The organism is Stappia sp. G46H5W, from assembly GCF_058448995.1.
In genome coordinates this window covers 167,473-190,497 of record NZ_JBZFLL010000001.1, presented here as the reverse complement: position 1 = coordinate 190,497, position 23,025 = coordinate 167,473, and the positions used below count along the sequence as shown (strand labels likewise).

Sequence of the window (23,025 nt, the reverse complement as noted above, 5' to 3'; positions counted from 1 at the left end):
GTTGATCCGCATCAACTTCGCGGGCGATCCGCTTTGCTAAGGCAGGGCACCCTTTTCAAGGAGCCGCCATGCGCCGCCTGCCAGCCTTTCCCGATCTCCGCAGCTTTCTGCGCTGGTGCGATGCAGCCGGCGAGATGTGCTCCATCGCCCAGCCGGTGCGGCTGCGCGAGGAGGTCACCGCCGTGCACCGCAAGGTGCTGCTGGCGGGCGGGCCAGTCCTGCGCTTCGAGCGTCCGCTCGCCGAAGACGGCTCGGTCTCCTCCATCCCGCTCATCGCCAATCTCTTCGGCACCCGGCGGCGCGTTGCTGCCGGTCTCGGTATCGAGCCTGCCGATATCGCTCAGCTTGGAGAATTTCTCGCCGCGCTGCGCAGCCCCGTGCCCCCGCAAGGCGTCGGTGATGCGCTTTCGCGCTGGCCGCAGATGGCGGCGGCCCTCAGGGCCCGCGTCAAGGTGCTCGGCAGGGGTGTCTCGCAGGAAGAGCGGATGGGAGAACCGGACCTGTCGCGCCTGCCGGTCCAGACCTGCTGGCCGGGAGATGCGGGCCCGCTGATGACCTGGCCGGTGGTGCTGACCCGCGATGCGGGGGCGCAGGCGAGCGATAGCGGACGCTACAATGCCGGGATCTACCGGGCGCAGGTGCTGGGCCCCGACCGGCTGATCCTGCGCTGGCTGCCGCACCGGGGCGCGGCGGCTCATCATCGCGGCTGGGTGCGCAAGGGGGAGCCGATGCCGGTGGCCATCGCGCTCGGCGCCGATCCGGCCTTGCTGCTGGCCGCGGCCCTGCCGCTGCCGGAAACCGTGTCGGAGCTGGCCTTCTCCGGTGTGTTGCGCGGGGCGCGCACTTCGCTGGCGCCCGCCGTCACCGTGCCCATGCTGGTTCCCTCCAGCGCGGAGATCGTGGTGGAGGGCTGGGTGCATCCGCAGGAGACGGCGCCGGAAGGCCCGTTCGGCGACCACACGGGCTATTACAACTCGGTCGAACCTTTCCCGGTGATGCAGGTGAGCGCGATCACCCACCGGCGCGATCCGCTTTACCTGTCCACCTGGACCGGCCGGCCGCCGGACGAGCCCTCCATCATCGGCGAGGTGTTCAACGATCTGGCGCTTCCCGTCATCCGCCAGCAGATCCCGGAAGTGGTGGACCTGTGGCTGCCGCCAGCCGCGTGCTCCTACCGCATCGCGGTGATCGCCATCGACAAGCGCTATCCGGGGCAGGCGCGCCGGGTGATGCTGGCGCTTTGGGGGCTGCTGGCGCAGTTCAGCTACACCAAGATGATCGTGGTGGTGGACGCCGATATCGATCCGCGCAACTGGGACGACATCGCCTGGGCGCTGGCGACGCGCTACGACCCGGCCCGCGACACGATGCTGCTCGATCGCACGCCGATGGATTATCTCGACTTCGCCTCGCCGCTGGAGGGGCTCGCCGGCAAGATCGGGCTCGACGCGACGGTGAAGCTCGGATCGGAAACCGCCCGCGCCTTCGGCGAGGTGATGCGGCTCTCGCCCGAGGCGGAGGGCGCCGCCGAGCGCATCCTGAAAGCGGAGGGGCTGGCATGACCCGCGTTGTTCTCGGCGTCTCGGGCGCTTCCGGGGCGCAGCTGGCGCTCGCCTGTGCCCGTGATCTGGCCCGCCGCGGCGCGCTGCTCGATCTCGTCGTCAGCACCGGGGGAGAGCGGACGCTGGAGCTGGAGGGAGGAGAGGGCGCGCGAAGCGAGCTGTCTGCGCTTGCCGCGCGTGAACACGGCATTGCCGATGTGGGGGCGGAGATCGCCTCGGGCTCCAGCGCGATCGCCGGGATGATCGTCGCCCCGTGCTCCATGCGCACGCTCAGCGCCATCGCCCATGGCCTCGACGACAACCTGCTGACGCGCGCGGCCTCGGTTCAGCTCAAGGAGCGCCGGCCGCTGGTGTTGCTGGTGCGCGAGGCGCCGCTCTCGCTCATCCACCTGCGCAACATGGTGTTGGCGACCGAGGCCGGCGCCATCATCCTGCCGCCGGTGCCGGCCTTCTATCTGCAGCCTGCCTCGCTGTCCGATGCGGTTGCGCAGATCGCCGCGCGGGCGGTGGACCTGTTGCGGCTGGGGCCTGCGCAGGCGCGCGCCTGGTCCGCGCCGGCCTCTCCCGACTGAGCTTCAGGGCGTTTTTCTCTGCTGTTTCACACCTCTGGGATTTCGGGTTAACCTCCTGTCAGTCCGGGATTGGGCAAAAGAGGGTCTGACCTTTCCGCATCCTGCGGCAAACCCCGGCGACGAGAGACCTTGCGTGATCATCCCTTGCATCTTGTCCGGCGGCTCCGGTTCGCGGCTCTGGCCCCTGTCGCGCTCGGCTCGACCCAAGCAGTTTCTTCCGATCTTCGACGGTGAGAGCCTGTTTCAGAAGACGTTGAAGCGCTTTGCCGGCCCCGCCTTCTCGGCGCCCATTGTCATCTCCAATTCCGAGCATCGCTTCCTCGTCGGCGAGCAGATGGCGGAAGTTCGCGCTCCGGCCGAGGATACGGCCATCGTGCTGGAGCCCGTCGGCCGCAACACGGCGGCCCCTGCGGCCATCGCCGCGCTGCTGGCCGAGGCGCGCGATCCGGACGCGCTGGTTCTGCTGGCGCCCTCCGATCACCTGCTGCGCGACACCGACGCCTTTGCCGCTGCCGTCGAGCGGGCGCTGCCGGCCGCAAGGGCCGGGCGTATCGTCACCTTCGGCATCAAGCCGTCCGAACCCAACACGGGCTACGGCTATATCCGTCTGGCGGAAGCCGGCGAGGGACCTTGTGCGGTCGAGGCTTTCGTCGAGAAGCCGGATCTTGAGCGCGCCCGCGCGTTCCTTGCCGCCGGGACCTATGTCTGGAACGCTGGCATCTTCCTGTTCTCCGCCCGCGCCATGCTGGAGGAATTCGCGCGGCATGCGCCGGAGGTCCTCGCCCGCGTGAAGGAGGCCCTGGCCGCTGCGACCCGCGATCTCGACTTCCTGCGCCTCGATGCCGGCCTCTTCTCGCAGGTCCCGAATATCTCCATCGATTATGCGATCATGGAGAAGTCGGAGCGGATTTCCTGCGTGCCGATGGAACCGGGCTGGAGCGATCTGGGTTCCTGGTCTGCGGTGTGGGAGGCTTTCGAGAAATCCGATGAGGGCAACAGCGTTCTGGGAGAGGCGCGTTTCGTGAAGGCGAGGGACAATCTCGTCGTCAGCGATGGTGCGCTGGTCTCGGTGGTCGGCCTCGACCATGTCATGGTGGTCGCCACCAAGGATGCGGTCCTGGTTGCCGACAAGGCCCATGCCCAGGATGTGAAAACCGTGGTCGAGGGGCTGCAGGCGGAAGGCCGCCGCGAGACCCGCGAGCATCGCCGGCTGTACCGCCCCTGGGGCTGGCGCGAGGAGATCGCCGTCGGCGGCCGGTTCCAGGTGCAGGAAATCGAGATCAAGCCGGGCGAGAGCATGTCCCGGCAAAGCCACGTCAACCGGGCCGAGCACTGGGTGGTGGTCTCCGGCACGCTCTCGGTCGAGATCGACGGCGAGACGCGGTTGATGACCGAGAACCAGTCGGCCTACGTTCCGGTGGGAGCGCGCCACCGGCTCGCCAATCCGGGCCGGGTGCCGGCGCGTGTCATAGAAATCCAGTCGGGCGCCTATATAGGCGATGACGACATTATCCGTTACGACGAGGCGGGGGCGCCATTTTCGTCCAAGTAAGTGCGGGCCTGTCTTGCGACCCGCGCGAGCCGAACCGGACCAGATCCTGAGGAAGATACATGCTGCCAGTGCCTGTCGCCGAACTGAAGCCGAACACCTACGCCTATGAATCCCGGCCGATGGTGAAGGCCACCGGGTTCCGCGAGTATGACGCCCGCTGGCTGTTCGAAAAGGAAATTAACCTGATGGGGATGCAGGCCCTCGGCATGGGCATTGCAACCCTCATGCGCGAGCGCGGCGTGCGCCCCGATATCGTCGTCGGGCATGACTTCCGCGGCTACTCCGCCGCCATCAAGATGGCACTGGTCACCGGCCTGATGGCCGGCGGCGTGCGCGTCCACGATATTGGCCTGGCGCTGTCGCCGATGGCCTATTTCGCGCAGTTCGCTCTCGACGTGCCGGCAGTCGCCATGGTTACGGCCTCGCACAACGACAATGGCTGGACCGGCGTCAAGATGGGCATCGAGCGTCCGCTGACCTTCGGTCCCGACGAGATGGGACGCCTGAAGGAGATCGTGCTGACAGCGAGCTTCCGCGAAGGCTCGGGCAGCTACCGTTTTGTCGAGAACTTCCAGGAGCAGTATATCGCGGACCTCACCAATCGGCCGCGCCTGTCGCGTCCGATCAAGGTGGTCGCCGCCTGTGGCAACGGCACGGCGGGCGCCTTCGCGCCGCGCGTGCTGGAGGCCCTGGGCGCCGAGGTTATCCCGCTCGACTGCGAGCTCGACCACACCTTCCCGCGCTACAACCCGAATCCGGAAGACATGAAGATGCTTCATGCGCTCCGCGACCAGGTGCTGGAGAGCGGCGCCGAGGTGGGGCTGGGCTTCGACGGCGACGGCGACCGCTGCGGTGTCGTCGACAACGAGGGCGAGGAGATCTTCGCCGACAAGGTCGGCGTGATGCTGGCCCGCGACCTGTCCGCGCTGCATCCCGGCTGCCGCTTCGTCGTCGACGTCAAGTCGACCGGCCTGTTCGCCACCGATCCGGTGCTGCAGGAGAACGGGGCCGTCACCGACTACTGGAAGACCGGCCACTCCTACATCAAGCGCCGCGTCAACCAGCTGGACGCGCTCGTCGGCTTCGAAAAGTCCGGGCACTACTTCTTCAACGCGCCGATCGGCCGCGGCTATGACGACGGCCTCGTCTCCGCCATCGCCATTCTCGACATGTTGGACCGCAACCCGGGCCGCTCGATGGCGGATCTGCGCCGCGCGCTGCCGCGCACCTGGGGCTCGCCGACCATGTCGCCGCACTGCGCCGACGAGATCAAATACGAGGTCGTCGACCGGGTGGTGGAGCGCTTCACCGCCATGAAGGAGAACGGCGAGACGATTGCCGGGCACGGTATCGCCGATCTCGTCACCGTCAACGGCATCCGCGTCGTTGCCGAGGACGGTACCTGGGGTCTGGTACGTGCCTCGTCCAACAAGCCGGAGCTTGTCGTCGTGGTGGAAAGCCCGGTCTCCGAGGAACGCCTGCACGCCATGTTCCACGCGGTGGATGCGGTCCTGCGGGAAAATCCGGAAGTCGGCGACTATAACCAGACGCTCTGACGCTGCGGCGTCGGTCTTGGGGGAGGAGGCGGTAGTGCGCGCGACAGGGTCCGAGGAGTCCGCCTCCGAACTGATGGTGGTTCGCGAGCGGCTGAAGAACTGGCTCGTGCGAGACGCCTTGCCCCTTTGGGCCGAGGCCGGCTACGACGCGGCGAGCGGGCACTTCGCCGAGAGCCTGGAGTTGGGAACGGCTGAGCCGTCTTCAGCTCCGGCGCGGCCGCGCGTGCCGCCCCGGCAGATCTATTCCTTCGTTGAGGGCGCGCGGCTCGGCTGGCCGGGGGATGCGGCGCGCATCGCGGCCCGTGGGCTTGGCGCCTTCCATGGCCGCTTTCTCCAGAAGGACGGCAGCCTGCGCCCGCCGGCGGCGGATGGCTCGCGTCCCTTCGATCTCTACGACCAGGCCTTTGCACTTTTCGCCTATGCCAGCATCGCCGGCGCCGTGGCGAGCCTGCGCGAGATCGCCGTCGAGGAGGGCAGGCGCCTTCGGGACCTTTTGATGGAGACGCTCGGCCATCCGGACGGCGGCTTCGAGGAGGATGTTCCCCGCCGGCTGCCGCTGCGCGCCAATCCCAACATGCACCTCTTCGAGGCGGCTTTGGCCTGGGAGCGGCTTTCGGGCAGTCCGCGCTGGGGCGACATGGCGCGCGGCATCGCCGAACTCGCCATGAGCCGTTTCATCGATCCCGATCTTGGGGTGCTTCGCGAGTATTTCGAGGGCGACTGGTCGCCGGCGGCGGGCGACGCCGGGCACAGGGTCGATCCCGGCCACCTGTTCGAGTGGTGCTGGCTGCTGACGATCTGGGGGCGCAGGACCGGCCGCGACGATGCCCTTGCCGCGGCGGCCCGGCTCTATTCGGCCGGACTGCAGCATGGCATTTGCCCGGATCGCGGCGTGGTCATGCTGGAGATCGGCGACGACCTGCGCCCGCGCGATCCGGTGGCACGGCTGTGGTCCCAGACCGAATGGCTGAAGGCCTCCCTGGTGATGATGGAAGAGGCCCGCAAGGCCGGCGACGTGCCGCGCGAGCGCGAGGCCGCAGCATCAGCGATTGCGGCCGCCCGTGTCATCGAGACCTATCTGGACGTTGAGCCGCGCGGTCTCTGGCGCGACCGCCTGGCGCCGGATGGCCGGTTCATCGATGAGCCGGCGCCGGCCAGTTCGCTTTATCACCTCGTTTGCGCCATTGCCGAACTCGACCAGGTCTGCGGCTGAGGCGGTCCTGCTATCACGCAAATTTCACGCAACTCGTGGAAAGTGGCGTGGAACGGGGTTATGGTTAATTCCGGTAGGTAATTTAGGCAGTGCGTGATTCTGGCTCAGCACGGCGTCGCGCAATGAAGACCGTTATGAACAGGGTCCGGCATGGCGTGCTTTTTTTGGCTGTTGCCGTTGCGGCAGTGGCAGGTATGCTGACTGGCCCGCGAATGGCCGATGCCGGCGAAAAGGTAACTGATCTGGTGCTTGCACAACGACCTGAGGAGCTTGTCGTCGCCTGCGATTTCGGTGGCGATGATTGGCGCAGGAACGCATGCGAAGGTCTCCTCGCGCGCCTTCGGGAGCGGCTGCCGGACATTGCGGTCCGGACCGGCGGCGACGATGGCGATGCCCGTTCCATGCGGGTGGCCGTGGAGTGGGTGAGGTCTCACGAGACTTTCGTGATGGCGCGCCTTTCCTGGCGTCAGGGCTCGGCCGCTGCGGCTCAGGGGCCCGTTATCGAGTTTTCCGTCAATGACCGACAGGTCAATTTCTCCGACGCACGGCCCTTTGGCCGGATGCTGGCGGACACTTTGCCTGTGGGGGGATGATTATCGACGACCGGCGCCTGCAGCCGGTCATCAGGGCGCCAGGCGTCCGATCAGATTGCGAAAGGGTGTGAGATCATGTGTGACCTTTGTGCGATGACCTACCGGGACCCTGTGGTTCCTGTCGTGGCCGGCTACAGCTGCGACGAGACGTTCACTCCGGGTGCGGATACGGACTTCGCGGTCATCAATGAGGGCGTGGACGCTTCGGCAGGCACGTCCACCTCCTACACGATCAATGTCGGCGACAGCTTCAACGGCACTCTGACGAGCGGCGATCAGGACTGGGTGCGGGTCACGCTCGAGGCAGGTACGACCTACAACATCGCATTGACCGCAAACACGTCGGGCCTCGACACTTATCTTCGCGTCCACAACTCCTCCGGTACTCAGATCGCCTTCAACGACGATGGAGGCGACGGCTTAAATTCGTTCCTCTCCTTCACTGCGACGACCGGCGGCACCTACTATCTGAACGCAGGCTCCTATAACGGTCTATCCACCGGCAACTACACCCTGTCGATCACGGCCCCGCCGCCGCTCCCGGTCTTCGATAACGACCAGATCGCCGCGCAGCTGACCAATGGCTATTGGGAAGCGACCGGACGCTCGCAGCGGTCCTTCAACGTGTCCTCCGGCGGCACGCTGGATGTGAACATCACGGGCCTGACGGCCGAAGGGCAATTTCTTGCCACCCAAGCCCTGGCCGCCTGGACGGCCGTGACCGGGATCAACTTCAACTTCGTGTCGGGCTCCGCCGCCATCATGATCGACGACAACGACAGCGGCGCCTACAACTCGTCGACCACCAGCGGCAACACCATCCTGTCGTCGACCGTGAACGTCTCGACCGCCTGGCTCGCCAATTCCGGCACGACGATCGACAGCTATTCCTTCCAGACCTATCTCCACGAGATCGGCCACGCGCTGGGGCTGGGGCATGCCGGCAACTATAACAGCACGGCGACCTACGGCATCGACAACCACTACAGGAACGACTCCTGGCAGGGCACCGTGATGTCCTACTTCGACCAGGACGAGAATACCTATATCAACGCCACGCGCGCCTACATCATCACTCCGATGGTGGCGGACATCATCGCCATCCAGAACCTGTACGGCGCATCGACGACGACCAATCTCGGCAACACCGTGTACGGATCCACCGGTGCCAACAACACCGGAACCTATGTCGACAACTTCCTGAGCTACGGAAACAACGTTGCGCTGACCATTTATGATAACGGCGGTATCGACCTTCTGGATTTCTCCGGGATCAATGCTGCCCAGCTGATCGACCTGCGTCCCGAGACCTACTCGAACGTTGGCGGGCTGACCGGCAACCTGACGATCGCGCGCGGAACCGTCATCGAGAACGCGACCGGCGGCAATGGCAACGATACGCTCATCGGCAACAGTGCGAACAATCACCTGAACGGCAATGCCGGCGCGGACACGATGATCGGCGGCACCGGTGATGACGTCTACTACATTGACAATGTTGCAGATGTCGTCGTCGAGAATGCCGGGGAAGGCTACGACTCGATCATCAGCTCTATCTCGTTTGCGCTATGGCAGAACGGCCAGAATATCGAGGGGCTGGAGCTTCACGGTGCTGCCGACCTGAATGGAACCGGCAACGCCCTGGACAACGTGATCACCGGCAACTTCGGCAATAACGTTTTGAATGGCGGCGCTGGCGCTGACAACATGCTCGGCGGCGCCGGGAACGATACCTATCATGTCGATAATGTCGGAGATACGATCGTCGAGTTTGCTGGCGAGGGCATCGACACAGTGATCAGCTCGGTCTCGTACGCGCTCTGGCAGCAGGGGCAGCACATCGAGCATCTTCGATTGATCGGGACCGCCAATATCAATGCGACGGGCAATGGCCTCGCCAACACGCTCACCGGCAACTCGGGCAACAACGTGCTCGATGGTGCTCTTGGGGCCGATAGGATGATCGGCGGTGCCGGAAACGACAGCTATTCGGTCGACAATGTCTTCGATGCCGTGGTCGAGCTCGCTGGAGAGGGTATTGATACAGTATACAGCACTGTCTCGTACATCCTCTGGCAGCAGAGCCAGCATATCGAAAACCTGACGCTGATCGGGACCGCGAATATCAACGCAACCGGCAACGGTCAGGCGAACACGTTGATCGGCAACTCGGGCAACAACGTGCTCGATGGTGCTGTGGGTGCCGATACGATGATCGGCGGAGCCGGCAACGATACCTATTCCGTCGACAATGTCGGCGATCGGGTCATCGAATTGGCCGGTGAAGGCATAGACACTGTCTACAGCACCATTTCCTATCAACTCTGGCAGCAGGGCCAGTACATCGAGAATCTGACCATTTTGGGCAGTGGGGACCTGACTGCAGTCGGGAACGCGCTGAACAATGTGATCACCACAAATCTAGGCAACAACGTGCTGAATGGTGGTCTTGGTGCCGATACGATGAGTGGCGGCGCCCACAACGATACGTATTACGTTGACAATGTGGGGGACGTGGTCATCGAGACGGCCGGCAACGGCACGGATACGGTTATCAGTTCCGTCTCGTATGCACTCTGGCAGCAGGGCCAGCATATCGAAAACCTGACGCTGATCGGAGCCGCGAATATCAACGCCACCGGCAACGGTCAGGCGAACACGTTGATCGGCAACTCGGGCAACAACGTGCTCGATGGTGCTGTGGGTGCCGATACGATGATCGGTGGAGCCGGCAACGATGTCTATTCCGTCGATAATCTCGGTGACACAATCGTCGAGCTTGCCGGACAAGGCATTGATACAGTGTTCAGCTCGGTGAATTTTGCGCTTTGGCAGCACGGCCAGCACGTCGAGAACCTGACGCTGATCGGCAGCTCGAACCTGTCAGGTGTCGGCAATGCGCGATCAAACGTGATCCAGGGCAATTCGGGCAGCAACTGGCTCGATGGCAGTGCCGGCAACGACACGCTGACCGGCGGGACAGGGGCCGACACATTCGTGTTTCTGGCTGCCGGCGATACTGACACGATCACGGACTTCCAGGACGGGATCGACACGATCCGGATCGGGGTTGGCGCCAGCAACTTCTCGCAGGTGACGGTGACGGATGTGGGGGCGGACACGCACCTGACCTTCGGCAGCAACACGGTCATCCTGCAGAACTTCGACCACACGCTGATTTCCTCGGGTGACTTTGCATTCGTGTGACCCGGGCCGAGATGTGCTGACGAGATGGATGCCGGCGATTTTGCAGGATTGCCGGTATTCGCCCCGAGCGGGCAATGGGCACCCTTTCGGGCTTTCGCTCAAGGGACTCAAAATCGCCCGAGGCGTTTACAATTTGATTCTTATTGCGATAACTAACAGGGCTGACTGATCGAACCGCGTTTCTCGCTCGCAATTTCCCGCCTGAAGACCTCTCCCCGATAAAGTATTTCGGTTGCGGCGAGGGGCATTGATGCCAGGCTCAATCGTGCCGAGCGGCGCCGTTCAAGGGGATTTGGGCCATTGCCAGGCTCATTGGAGGGGTTGAAATGACGACGTATTCAGGCGGAAACGGTAACGATACATTTTCGATCACCGGGTTCGGTCACGATTATATCGGGAGCGGCGGCAACGATACGATCACGCTTCTTCCTGAAGTCGACCTTTATGTCGATTACCGGGGCTTCTCGGCAGCGTTGACGGTTGTCATCGACGGGGACGCCGGCGGCGGTCAGGTCACCAAGGACGGGATCGGCACGGATACTTTCCTTGCCGGCGGGGAACTGGATCCGGACGTCAGTGCCCTGACATTCGGCCTCGGCTCGGGCAATGACAGCGTCACCATCGACGATCCCGGCGGCATTTTTTACAGCATCCAGTCCAGCGCCGGCAACGACACCATCACGAACCTCGGCGGGTTCGTTCGGGTCGACTATCGCAACGTCGGAACGGGCATCACCTATACCAGCAACAACGGCTCGGGCGTCAGCGGCACCGTGGTCGGGGCCGGCATGGGGACGGATACGCTCTCCAGTGTCTTCGAGATCATGGGCTCGGCCGGCAACGACACGTTCAACGGCGGCAACGGCGACGAGCGTTTCATCCCGCTCGGCGGCAATGACATCGTCAATGGCGGCGCCGGGTTCGACCTGGTCCGGTTCGATCGCGACGGCATGGGATCCGTCATTGTCGATCTTTCCGCCGGAACAGCGGTGGGAACGTTCAACGGCGTTGGATTCTCGCACAACCTGTCCGGGATCGAATATGTCCGCGGGTCGCGTACGGAAAGCACACAGTTTACCGGCTCCAACGCTGACGAGCGGTTCGACGGTTATGCCGGCGACGATGTCTTCAACGGCGGCGGCGGCAACGACACCATCAATGTCGGCACCGGAAGCGACACGGTCTATGGTTCGACCGGCAACGATACGATCAACGTTCTGGCGACTGAAGAGGTCTTCCTGAACTACAGTTCGTTCTCCAGCGCCTTGTCGGTCAATCTTACCGGCACGACGATGACCATCGACAAGGGCGTCGGTGGCACCGATACGGTCAATATCGGCGGACCCTACGACGGCAGCGGCACGATTACCCTTGCTTTGGGCTCCGGCAACGACAATGTCACGATCGATTCGGTCTCTGGCATTTTCGTCCAGGTCCGAGGCGGCGCAGGCGACGATACGATCACCCAACTGGGTTACGGTTTCGTACGGGCGGATTATCGCAACGTTTCGTCCGGCATCACTTACACCAGTAACAACGGCATCAATGTGAGCGGTACGGTGACCGGAACAGGTGTCGGCACCGATACTCTGGTGGGCCTCTCGGAAATCCGCGGCACCGATTACGACGACGTCTTCAATGGCGGGTCCGGCAACGAGCGCTTTATTCTGCGCGGCGGCAACGACACGTTGAACGGCGGCGACGGCTACGACACGGTGCGTTTCGACCAGGACGGCATGGGGGCGGTGACTGTCAATCTTGAGGCAGGTACTGCAACAGGTCTGTTCAACGGCAATGCCTTCAGTCACACCCTGTCCGGCATCGAGGCGGTTCGCGGTTCGCGCACCGGCGACGACAGCCTCACGGGGTCGTCCGGCGATGACACGCTGGAAGGGCGTGGCGGCAATGACACGCTGAACGGCGGGGCCGGCAACGACTACCTCGATGGTGGTGATGGCGACGACATCATCAACACCGGCGAGGGCGAGGACACGGTCATCGGGTCTGCCGGCAACGACACGATCAACGTCCTGCAGCAGCATGACGTTTATGTCGACTACGCCGGGTTCACCACCAACATGGCGATCAGCATGACCGGTACGGTCATGACCATCGACAAGGGAACCGGGGATGTCGACACGCTGAACGTGACGGGGCCCATCGATCCGGAGCTGGGCAGCGTCGCTCTCGCGCTCGGCTCCGGCAACGACACCGTCACGATCAACGCGACTGCGGGTATTTTCGTGCAGGTTCGCGGCGGCGGCGGCGACGACACTATCACGCAGACAGGTGATGGTTCGGTCCGTGCAGACTATCGCAACGCGTCCTCCGGTATCACCTATACCAGCAACAACGGCTCCGGCGTCAGCGGCACCGTGACCGGCGCAGGCATCGGCACCGATACCCTGGTCAATGTGAGCGAGATCCGTGGCTCCGACTCCAACGACGTCTTCAACGGCGGCGATGGCGACGAGCGTTTCATCCTGCGCGGCGGCAACGACACGGTCGATGGCGGCGGTGGGTTCGATACGGTGCGCTTCGATCGCAACGGTATGGGCGCTGTGACGGTCAATCTCGCGGCCGGTACGGCGACGGGTCTGTTCAACGGCAATGCCTTCAGCCATACGCTCGCCAATATCGAGCATGTCCGCGGCTCCAGGACCGGTGACGACGTTCTTATCGGCTCCCTCGGCGACGACCGTCTCGAAGGCATGGGAGGCAATGATATCCTGAACGGCAGCGCCGGTGCGGACACGATGATCGGCGGCACCGGCGACGATATCTACGTCGTCAGCGATGCGGGCGACGTGGTCGTCGAGTATGCTGACGAGGGCACGGATACCGTGCGCAGTTACATCAGCTTCGAACTGTGGGCCCAGAGCCAGCACATCGAAAACCTAGAGCTCCTCGGTACCGGCAATCTGAATGCAGTCGGCAACGCGCTGAACAACGTGATCACCGGCAACTCGGGTAACAACGTGCTGAATGGTGGCGTTGGAGCGGATACGATGATCGGCGGCGCCGGCGACGACACCTATGTCGTGGACAATGTCGGCGATGTGGTCGTTGAGACGGCGGGCAACGGCACGGACACGGTTCAGAGCTATGTGAGCTTCGAGCTTTGGGCCCAGAGCCAGCATATCGAGAACCTGACGCTTCTGGGCGGGGGGAACCTGAACGCGGTCGGCAACGCGCTGAACAACGTGATCACGGGTAACTCTGGCAATAACGTGCTGAATGGCGGCGTTGGAGCGGACACGATGATCGGCGGTGCCGGCAACGACACGTATGTTGTCGACAATGTCGGCGATGTGATCGTTGAGACGGCGGGCAACGGCACGGACACGGTTCAGAGCTATGTGAGCTTCGAGCTTTGGGCCCAGAGCCAGCATATCGAGAACCTGACGCTTCTGGGCGGGGGGAACCTGAATGCGGTCGGCAACGCGCTGAACAACGTGATCACGGGTAACTCTGGCAACAACGTGCTGAATGGCGGCGTTGGAGCGGACACGATGATCGGCGGTGACGGCGATGACACGTATGTTGTCGACAATGTCGGCGATGTGGTCGTGGAGACGGCGGGCAACGGCACGGACACGGTTCAGAGCTATGTGAGCTTCGAGCTTTGGGCCCAGAGCCAGCATATCGAGAACCTGACGCTTCTGGGCGGCGGAAACCTGAATGCGGTCGGCAACGCGCTGAACAACGTGATCACGGGTAACTCTGGCAATAACGTGCTGAATGGCGGCGTTGGAGCGGACACGATGATCGGCGGTGCCGGCAACGACACGTATCACGTGGACAACGTCGGTGACACGATTGTGGAGACTGCGGGCCAAGGCGTCGATACGGTTGTTAGTTCTGTGAATTTCGCGCTGTGGCAGCATGGTCAGCATGTCGAACACCTGACATTGATTGGCACAGGGAACCTTTCCGGCGTCGGCAATGCGCGGGCGAATGCAATTCAGGGCAACTCCGGAAACAACTGGATTGATGGCAGTGCCGGCAACGATTTTCTGACCGGCGGTGCGGGGGCCGACACGTTCGTGTTCCTGTCTGCCGGCGATACTGACACGATCACCGACTTTGAGAACGGGGTCGACACGATCCGGATCGGGGTTGGCGCGAGCAACTTCTCGCAGGTGACGGTGACGGATGTGGGGGCGGACACGCACCTGACCTTCGGCACCAACACCATCGTGCTGCAGAACTTCGACCACACGCTGATTTCGGAGAGCGATTTCAGCTTCGTGTGATCCTGTTCAAGTATGACGTTGACATATATACCGGCGACCCGCTTGGGCCGCCGGTCCTAGCGACGAGCCCATGACTTGGGCAGATCCTGTTGGGGTTACGTTGAAACTGCCGCAGGCGTCTACAATCGCATCTATATGGCGATAGCTAACAGGGCTGACTATTCAAAACGGTGCTCCGCGCACGCATTTTCTGCCTGAAGACTTCTCCCCGATAAAGTATTTCGGTAGTTGGGAGGGCGTTGATGCCAGACTCAACCGCGCCGAGCGATGCCGTTTAGAGGCATTCGAGCCATTGCCAAGCTCACTAAAGGGGTTGAAATGACGACGTATTCAGGCGGAAGCGGAAACGATGTGTTCTCGATCACCGGGCTTGGTCACACTTATATCGGAACTGGTGGAAACGATACGATAACGCTTACTCCTGAGGTCGGCCTTTACGTCGATTACTCGGCGTTCATCGAAGGACTCGCGGCCACCATGGAGCGTGGGCCGGGTGGAGAACACATAGTTGCCATATCCGGGGTCGGCTCAGACACGTTCGTCTTCAGCGGCGATTTTGATCCCGATGTCAGCAGTTTGACGATCGCCCCCGGTTTGGGCGATGACGCAATCGTAATCGATCGTTATTTCGGGATGCCCTGCGAGATTCTGTCGAGTGCAGGCGATGACACCATCACCGGTGGCTACGCTTGGTATGGTACTCCTGCGGCCGGTCAGTACGCCGGTTTCGTCAGCGTCGTCTATGCCGATGTCGCGTCGGGGATCGTCTATACCGGTAACAATGGCGCGAATGTCAGCGGCACTGTGACGGGCGTTGGGATCGGCACTGATACACTGGAAGATGTTGCTGTGATCGTCGGCTCGAACGGCGACGACACGTTCAACGGTGGCTGGGGCGATGAGCAATTTGTCATGCTCGGCGGCAACGATACCGTGAACGGAGGGGATGGCTGGGACTCCGTGAGGTTCGACCGGGTTGGTATGGGCGGCGTGACCGTGGATCTCGGCGCGGGCACGGCGACGGGAAGCTACAACGGCAATGCCTTCAGTCACACGCTGTCGAGCATCGAGGTTGTCCTCGGTTCCTCCGCAGAGGATATTATTACCGGCTCCTCGTCCTTTAACAGACTACAAGGGGGCGGCGGCAACGACACGATTTACGGTGTCGGCGGCATTAACATCATCGACGGTGGCGAAGGTGCCGATACAATGATCGGCGGCACCGGCAATGACTCATATATTGTGGACAATGTCGGCGACATCGTCATCGAGAACTCGAGCCGGGGTGGCCGCGATAGTGTGATGAGTTCGATTAGTTATACACTAACCGATTTTGTTGAAAGTCTGACTTTGGCCGGCTCCGCAAACATCAACGGTTACGGAAACGATCTGAACAATATTATTAACGGCAATTCGGGAAACAACATCCTGGATGGCGGTGCCGGCGCCGATGGAATGATCGGTTGGGATGGCGACGACACATATTATGTCGATAACATCGGTGATTCCATTCTTGAGAGTTATGGAGGAGGTACAGATTCGATTTATAGCTCAATCTCGTTGGGGCTGAGCGTGTTTGCTTACGTCGAAAACTTGTATCTAATCGGGACTGGGAACATCAACGCGTGGGGTAGTTGGCAGGCGAACATCATCGCGGGCAACTCTGGTAACAACAACCTGGACGGCAATCAGGGCGACGACACGCTGTATGGCGGCGGCGGCAACGATACGCTTGATGGCGGCGACGGCGCCGACCACATGGTCGGTGGCTGGGGCAACGACACCTATTATGTCGACAATGTCGGCGACACGATCGTCGAGCTTGAGAACGAGGGTGCGGACAGCGTCTACTCCACGATCACGTTCGGCCTGAGTTCGCAGAGCCAGCATCTGGAGAACCTGTATCTGCAGGGTACAGGGAACATCAACGGCTACGGCAACGGCCAGAACAACAACATTCAAGGCAACAGCGGCAACAACAACCTTGCCGGCGGTGGCGGAAACGACACCTTGGATGGTGGCCTGGGCGCCGATCACATGATTGGCGGTTGGGGCAACGACGTCTTTTATGTCGACGATGTCGGTGACACGGTTGTGGAGACTGCGGGACAGGGCGTCGACACGGTGATCAGCTCGATTTCGTTCGAGCTTTGGGCCCAGAGCCAGCATATCGAGAACCTGACGCTTCTGGGCGGCGGGAACCTGAATGCGGTCGGCAACGCGCTGAACAACGTGATCACGGGCAACTCGGGCAACAACGTGCTGAATGGCGGCGTTGGAGCGGATACGATGATCGGCGGCGCCGGCGACGACACCTATGTCGTGGACAATGTCGGCGATGTGATCGTTGAGACGGCGGGCAACGGCACGGACACGGTTCAGAGCTATGTGAGCTTCGAGCTTTGGGCCCAGAGCCAGCATATCGAGAACCTGACGCTTCTGGGCGGTGGAAACCTGAATGCGGTCGGCAACGCGCTGAACAACGTGATCACCGGTAACTCTGGCAACAACGTGCTGAATGGTGGCGTTGGAGCGGATACGATGATCGGCGGTGCCGGCGATGACACGTATGTTGTCGATAATGTCGGCGATGTGATCGTTGAGACGGCGGGCAACGGCACGGACACGGTTCAGAGCTATGTGAGCTTCGAGCTTTGGGCCCAGAGCCAGCATATCGAGAACCTGACGCTTCTGGGCGGCGGGAACCTGAATGCGGTCGGCAACGCGCTGAACAACGTGATCACGGGCAACTCGGGCAACAACGTGCTGAATGGCGGCGTTGGAGCGGATACGATGATCGGCGGTGCCGGCAACGACACGTATGTTGTCGATAATGTCGGCGATGTGGTCGTGGAGACGGCGGGCAACGGCACGGACACGGTTCAGAGCTATGTGAGCTTCGAGCTTTGGGCCCAGAGCCAGCATATCGAGAACCTGACGCTTCTGGGCGGCGGAAACCTGAATGCGGTCGGCAACGCGCTGAACAACGTGATCACGGGTAACTCTGGCAACAACGTGCTGAATGGTGGCGTTGGAGCGGACACGATGATCGGCGGTGCCGGCAACGACACGTATCACGTGGACAACGTCGGTGACACGATTGTGGAGACTGCGGGCCAAGGCGTCGATACGGTTGTTAGTTCTGTGAATTTCGCGCTGTGGCAGCATGGTCAGCATGTCGAACACCTGACATTGATTGGCACAGGGAACCTTTCCGGCGTCGGCAATGCGCGGGCGAATGCAATTCAGGGCAACTCCGGAAACAACTGGATTGATGGCAGTGCCGGCAACGATTTTCTGACCGGCGGTGCGGGGGCCGACACGTTCGTGTTCCTGTCTGCCGGCGATACCGACACGATCACCGACTTCGAGGACGGAATCGACACGATCCGCGTCGGTTTGGGTGTGAACAACTTCTCGCAGGTGACGGTGACGGATGTGGGGGCGGACACGCACCTGACCTTCGGCACCAACACCATCGTGCTGCAGAACTTCGACCACACGCTGATTTCGGAGAGCGATTTCAGCTTCGTGTGACCGGAGGATAGGGCGAGCGCCCGGCGGGGGAGAACTCTTCGCCGCCGGGACTTGCCGCGCTGCGACGCCTGTGCGACACGAAACGGCATGCGGGTATCCACCGCATGCCGTTTCTCTTTCATCGAACCCTACCAGAGATCCGATCATGGCCGCGGACACTGCCCACTCCGATGCCCTTGCCAGCTTGCGCGCCCGCCTTGCCGACCGCTCCGCCGTCATCGGCGTCATCGGTCTCGGCTATGTCGGCCTGCCGCTTGCCTTGCGCTTTTCGCAGATCGGCCACCCCATCGTCGGCTTCGACGTGGATCCGGCGAAGATCGCACGGCTCAACGCGGATCGCGGTTTTCCCCGCTATGTCGGCAATCGGCGCGAGGAGGTGCGGTTCGCCGGCCCCTTCGAAGCGACGACGGACTTCGCGCGCGCGGCTGACTGCGACGCGCTGATCATCTGCGTGCCGACGCCGCTCGGCCGCTTCCACGATCCGGATATCGGCTACATTCTCGATGCCGCCCGTGCCATCCGCCCCTACCTGCGCTCCGGCCAGGTGGTCGCGCTGGAATCGACCACTTATCCCGGCACCACCGAAGACGACATGCTGCCGGCGATGGCGCGCGAGGACCTGGTGGTGGGCCAGGACCTCTTCGTCGTCTACTCGCCCGAGCGCGAGGATCCGGGCAATGCCAGCTTCGGCATCCGCGAGATCCCCAAGGTGGTGAGCGGCGTCACCCCCGCCTGCCTTGCCGCGGCCGAAGCGCTCTACGGCTCCGCCGTCGACCAGCTGGTGCCGGTGTCCTCGACCCGCGTCGCCGAGATGACCAAGCTGCTGGAGAACATCCACCGGGCGGTCAATATCGGCCTCGTCAACGAGATGAAGACGCTGGCCGACCGCATGGGCATCGACATCTTCGAGGTTATCCGCGCCGCCGCCACCAAGCCCTTCGGCTTCACCGCCTTCTATCCCGGACCCGGCGTCGGCGGTCACTGCATCCCGGTCGACCCGTTCTACCTGACCTGGAAGGCGCGCGAATACGGCCTGCACACCCGCTTCATCGAGCTGGCCGGCGAGATCAACCGCTACATGCCGGACTTCATCGTCGAGAAGCTGATGGACGCGCTCAACGGCCACCGCAAGGCGCTCAACGGCGCGAAGGTGCTGGTGCTCGGAGCCGCCTTCAAGAAGAACATCGACGACATTCGCGAGTCGCCGAGCCTGATGGTGATGGAGCGGATCGTCGCGCGGGGAGGGGAGCTCTCCTATGCCGACCCCTTCGTGCCGCAGCTGGTGCTGGAAAGCGGCCACGCGTTTGCCGCCGTGGAGGCGGATGCCGAGACCATCGCCAGCCAGGACGCCATTGTCATCGCCACCGATCACGATGCCTTCGACTACGCGATGATCCTCGACAAGGCGAAGCTGGTGATCGACACCCGCGGCCGCTATCCGGCGAGCGAGCCGAAAGTGACGCGCGCCTGACCCTGTGCCAAAGGCCGGCATGGCGGACATGCCGGCCGTGACGATTGTATTTTTCCTGCCGGTCGGCTAACCCACGCAACGACATCTTGCGGGCTGCGGGCCGTCTTGACCCGGCAACCAAATCAGAACGGGACATCTGTGATGTACGAAGCCATCGATCCGAATCCCAATTTTCCCAAGCTCGAGGAAGACATCCTCAAGTTCTGGCAGGAAAACCGGATTTTCGAAGCTTCGGTGGAGAACCGCCGCAACCAGGACGGGGCGGGTGAGTACATCTTCTACGACGGCCCTCCCTTCGCCAACGGCTTGCCGCATTACGGGCACCTGGCCACCGGCTTCGTCAAGGACCTGATCCCGCGCTACCGCACCATGCGCGGCGACTGCGTCGAGCGCCGCTTCGGCTGGGACTGCCACGGCCTGCCGGCGGAGCTGACGTCGGAGAAGGAGCTCGGCATCTCGGGCCGCAACGAGATCCTCGAATACGGCATCGGCAAGTTCAACGAGCACTGCTCGGTCTCGGTCATGCGCTTCACCAACGAGTGGCGCTACTATGTCGAGCGCCAGGGCCGCTGGGTCGACTTCGAGAACGACTACAAGACGATGAACCTCTCCTTCATGGAGAGCGTGATCTGGGGCTTCAAGCAGCTCTGGGACAAGGGGCTGGTCTATCGCGGCTACCGCGTCGTGCCCTATTCCTGGGCCGTGCAGACGCCGCTGTCGAACTTCGAGACGCGCCTCGACAACTCCTATCGCGAGCGCCAGGACCCGGCGCTGACCGTCGGCTTCCTTCTGCAGGGCGAGCGCTTCGCCGCCGTGCCGACGCGCCTGCTCGCCTGGACGACGACGCCCTGGACCCTGCCGTCCAACCTTGCGCTGGCCGTTTCGCCGGATCTCGACTACGCGATCCTGGAAAAGGACGGCGTGCGGGTGATCCTCGCCGAAGCGGCGCTGGAGCGCTACGAGCGCGAGTTCGGCGAGTGGCAGAAGGTCGGCGCGCTGACGGGCGCGGAGCTGGCCGGCACCGCCTACGAGCCGCTTTTCCCCTATTTCAAGGGCACCGAGAACGCCTTCGCCGTGCTTGCCGCTGCCTTCGTCGAGGCCGGCGACGGCACGGGCTGCGTGCACATCGCGCCGGGCTTCGGCGAGGACGACTTCGAGCTGGCCCGCGACCGCGGCATCCCCCTTGTGGTGCCGGTGGACGAGGCGGGCAAGTTCACCGCCGAGGTCGCCGACTATGTCGGCCAGAACGTCATCGAGGCGAACAAGGACATCATCCGCGACCTCAAGGCGCGGGGCGACACCGTCTATCGCCACGAGACCTATCTGCACGATTATCCCCACTGCTGGCGCACCGACACGCCGCTGATCTACAAGGCGATCGATGCCTGGTATGTCGCCGTCTCGCAGTTCAAGGACCGGATGGTCGAGCTCAACCAGCAGATCGACTGGATCCCCTCGCACGTGCGCGACGGCCAGTTCGGCAAGTGGCTGGAAAACGCCCGCGACTGGAACATCTCGCGCAACCGCTTCTGGGGCTGCCCGATCCCGGTCTGGGTGAGCGATGACCCGAACCATCCGCGCATGGACGTCTACGGCTCGCTGGAGGAGCTGGAGCGCGACTTCGGCGTGAAGGTGGACAACCTGCACCGTCCGATGATCGACGAGCTGGTCCGCCCGAACCCGGACGATCCGACCGGCAAGGCGATGATGCGCCGCGTGCCGGAAGTGCTCGACGTGTGGTTCGATTCCGGCTCGATGCCCTTCGCCCAGCAGCACTATCCGTTCGAGAACAAGGAGCATTTCGAGCGGAACTTCCCGGCCGACTTCATCGTCGAATATGTCGCCCAAACCCGCGGCTGGTTCTACACGCTGATGGTCCTGTCGACGGCGATCTTCGACCGCGCGCCGTTCCGCAATGCGGTCTGCCACGGCGTGGTGCTGGACGAGAACAAGCAGAAGCTCTCCAAGCGGCTGCAGAACTATCCGGACCCGATCGGCGTCTTCAACACCTACGGCGCCGATGCGCTGCGCTGGTACATGCTGTCCTCGCCGCTGCTGGTCGGCGGCGACCTGGCGGTGGCCAAGGACGGTCGCGGTATCGCCCAGGCGCTGCGCCAGGCGATCATCCCGATCTGGAGCGCCTATTACTTCTTCACGCTCTACGCCAATGCCGACCAGTACAAGGCGCAGGTCCGCTTCGACCAGAAGGGCCTGCTGGACCGCTATATCCTGGCCAAGACCCGCGAGCTGATCGAGCAGATCGAGGGCTCGCTCGACGCCTACGACATCCCGTCCGCCTATTCGCATGTGCCGGGCTATATCGACGCGCTCAACAACTGGTACATCCGCCGTTCGCGCTCGCGCTTCTGGGGCGAGGAGCTCGACGACGACAAGCGCGACGCGCTGGACACGCTCTACACGGTGCTGACGCACCTGATGCGCGTGCTGGCCCCGATGATGCCGTTCGTCACCGAGCGCATCTACAAGGGCCTGACGGGCGAGCTGTCCGTGCATCTGGCCGACTGGCCGGAGGCGGGCAAGATGCCGAGCGATCCGGATCTAGTGCGCCGCATGGACCTCATCCGCGACGTCTGCAACTCGGTGATGTCGCTGCGCGAGGCCAAGCGCTTGCGCGCCCGCCTGCCGCTGAAGACGCTGACTGTCGCCCATGCGGACATCGAGGATCTGCGCCCGTATTCGCAGCTGATCGCCGACGAGGTGAACGTCAAGGAACTGGTGCTGGAGGCCGATCCTCTGTCGGTCGGCGAGCACAGCCTGGTGGTCAAGCCGCAGATCGGCAAGCGCCTGGGACAGAAGATGAAGGAGGTGATGACCGCCTCCAAGACTGGCAAATGGACGCTGCGGCCCGACGGCATCGTCGAGCTGGCCGGCGTCGAGCTGCCGCCCGAAGACTACACCATGCGCGTCATGGCACCGGAAGGGTCGGACACCGGTCTCTTCGATGCCAGCCGCGGCGTGGTGGTGATGGACACGCGGATCTATCCCGAGCTGGAGCGCGAAGGTTATGCCCGCGACGTGGTCCGCCTCATCCAGCAGACCCGCAAGGATGGCGGGCTGCAGGTGACCGACCGCATCCGCCTCAATCTGGTGCTGCCGGAGACGCTGGTCCAGGCGGTGGAGGAGCACCGCTCCCGCATCGCCCAGGACACGCTGGCGCTGGAGCTGACCATCGGCGGCGCGCTGGATGGCGCCTACCGCGCCACGCACGAGGTCGGCGGCAGCGAGATCGCCATCGAGCTCGTCAAGGCCGAGGCCTGATCGCGGGGATTGCACTGACAAGGCCCGCGGGGACAAGTGCCCCGCGGACCAACGCCTGTCGCGGTCCGGCGGCAGTCTGCGAATGCGGGGATAGACGGCAAGGCGAGATTGAGAGAGCTTTCTCGAAATTTCGCGCTGCCGTTTGAGTGTTTGATTTTAAGTATTTGAAATTGTTTTGTTATTTTTGTTGGATTGTTCTCCCGAATTTCGAGACGGATTTTGCAAAA

At 63.0% G+C, this 23,025-nt stretch carries 11 protein-coding genes; all 11 read left to right on the top strand.

Features of this window, described 5'->3' with window-relative positions:
- Positions 1-68 precede the first annotated feature (68 nt).
- Positions 69-1,562 carry a UbiD family decarboxylase gene (locus ACVJ6E_RS00715; protein WP_120270897.1) on the top strand — a complete coding sequence of 498 codons (1,494 nt, stop codon included), beginning with the start codon at positions 69-71 and terminating at the stop codon, positions 1,560-1,562.
- Entirely contained in the window at positions 1,559-2,134 is a 576-nt protein-coding gene (locus ACVJ6E_RS00710) for a UbiX family flavin prenyltransferase (RefSeq protein ID WP_120270898.1), read from the top strand. Before ACVJ6E_RS00715 ends, ACVJ6E_RS00710 begins: the two co-directional genes overlap by 4 nt.
- Before the next feature lie 133 nt (positions 2,135-2,267).
- Positions 2,268-3,686: a mannose-1-phosphate guanylyltransferase/mannose-6-phosphate isomerase gene (locus ACVJ6E_RS00705; RefSeq protein WP_491676382.1), complete on the top strand. Its 1,419-nt coding sequence runs from the start codon at positions 2,268-2,270 to the stop codon at positions 3,684-3,686.
- A 59-nt stretch (positions 3,687-3,745) separates the two neighbouring features.
- Positions 3,746-5,242, top strand: a complete 1,497-nt coding sequence (locus ACVJ6E_RS00700; RefSeq protein WP_120270900.1) for a phosphomannomutase/phosphoglucomutase — start codon at positions 3,746-3,748, stop codon at positions 5,240-5,242.
- A 34-nt stretch (positions 5,243-5,276) separates the two neighbouring features.
- Positions 5,277-6,455: an AGE family epimerase/isomerase gene (locus tag ACVJ6E_RS00695; protein ID WP_158592770.1), complete on the top strand. Its 1,179-nt coding sequence runs from the start codon at positions 5,277-5,279 to the stop codon at positions 6,453-6,455.
- Between the two features lie 122 nt (positions 6,456-6,577).
- A complete protein-coding gene (locus tag ACVJ6E_RS00690) occupies positions 6,578-7,048 on the top strand; it encodes a hypothetical protein (protein ID WP_147421923.1) in 471 nt (156 codons plus the stop codon).
- 93 nt (positions 7,049-7,141) lie between these two features.
- Positions 7,142-10,255 (top strand): M10 family metallopeptidase C-terminal domain-containing protein, encoded by a 3,114-nt coding sequence (locus tag ACVJ6E_RS00685; protein ID WP_158592771.1) that lies wholly within the window; start codon positions 7,142-7,144, stop codon positions 10,253-10,255.
- Positions 10,256-10,581: 326 nt separating this feature from the next.
- Positions 10,582-14,511, top strand: coding sequence for a beta strand repeat-containing protein (locus tag ACVJ6E_RS00680; RefSeq protein WP_491676381.1), 3,930 nt, complete (start codon positions 10,582-10,584; stop codon positions 14,509-14,511).
- A gap of 318 nt (positions 14,512-14,829) precedes the next feature.
- Positions 14,830-18,048 carry a beta strand repeat-containing protein gene (locus ACVJ6E_RS00675; protein WP_491676380.1) on the top strand — a complete coding sequence of 1,073 codons (3,219 nt, stop codon included), beginning with the start codon at positions 14,830-14,832 and terminating at the stop codon, positions 18,046-18,048.
- 145 nt (positions 18,049-18,193) lie between these two features.
- Positions 18,194-19,519: a nucleotide sugar dehydrogenase gene (locus tag ACVJ6E_RS00670; protein ID WP_120268252.1), complete on the top strand. Its 1,326-nt coding sequence runs from the start codon at positions 18,194-18,196 to the stop codon at positions 19,517-19,519.
- A 141-nt stretch (positions 19,520-19,660) separates the two neighbouring features.
- Positions 19,661-22,798 (top strand): isoleucine--tRNA ligase, encoded by a 3,138-nt coding sequence (gene ileS, locus ACVJ6E_RS00665; RefSeq protein ID WP_120268251.1) that lies wholly within the window; start codon positions 19,661-19,663, stop codon positions 22,796-22,798.
- Positions 22,799-23,025 lie beyond the last annotated feature (227 nt).

What these genes read in the sequence shown, in the direction of transcription:
- ACVJ6E_RS00715 (WP_120270897.1), top strand. Translation starts at nt 69, where the DNA reads ATGCGCCGCCTGCCAGCCTTTCCCGATCTCCGCAGCTTTCTGCGCTGG.
- ACVJ6E_RS00710 (WP_120270898.1), top strand. Translation starts at nt 1,559, where the DNA reads ATGACCCGCGTTGTTCTCGGCGTCTCGGGCGCTTCCGGGGCGCAGCTG.
- ACVJ6E_RS00700 (WP_120270900.1), top strand. Translation starts at nt 3,746, where the DNA reads ATGCTGCCAGTGCCTGTCGCCGAACTGAAGCCGAACACCTACGCCTAT.
- ACVJ6E_RS00690 (WP_147421923.1), top strand. Translation starts at nt 6,578, where the DNA reads ATGAAGACCGTTATGAACAGGGTCCGGCATGGCGTGCTTTTTTTGGCT.
- ACVJ6E_RS00685 (WP_158592771.1), top strand. Translation starts at nt 7,142, where the DNA reads ATGACCTACCGGGACCCTGTGGTTCCTGTCGTGGCCGGCTACAGCTGC.
- ACVJ6E_RS00680 (WP_491676381.1), top strand. Translation starts at nt 10,582, where the DNA reads ATGACGACGTATTCAGGCGGAAACGGTAACGATACATTTTCGATCACC.
- ACVJ6E_RS00675 (WP_491676380.1), top strand. Translation starts at nt 14,830, where the DNA reads ATGACGACGTATTCAGGCGGAAGCGGAAACGATGTGTTCTCGATCACC.
- ACVJ6E_RS00670 (WP_120268252.1), top strand. Translation starts at nt 18,194, where the DNA reads ATGGCCGCGGACACTGCCCACTCCGATGCCCTTGCCAGCTTGCGCGCC.
- ileS (WP_120268251.1), top strand. Translation starts at nt 19,661, where the DNA reads ATGTACGAAGCCATCGATCCGAATCCCAATTTTCCCAAGCTCGAGGAA.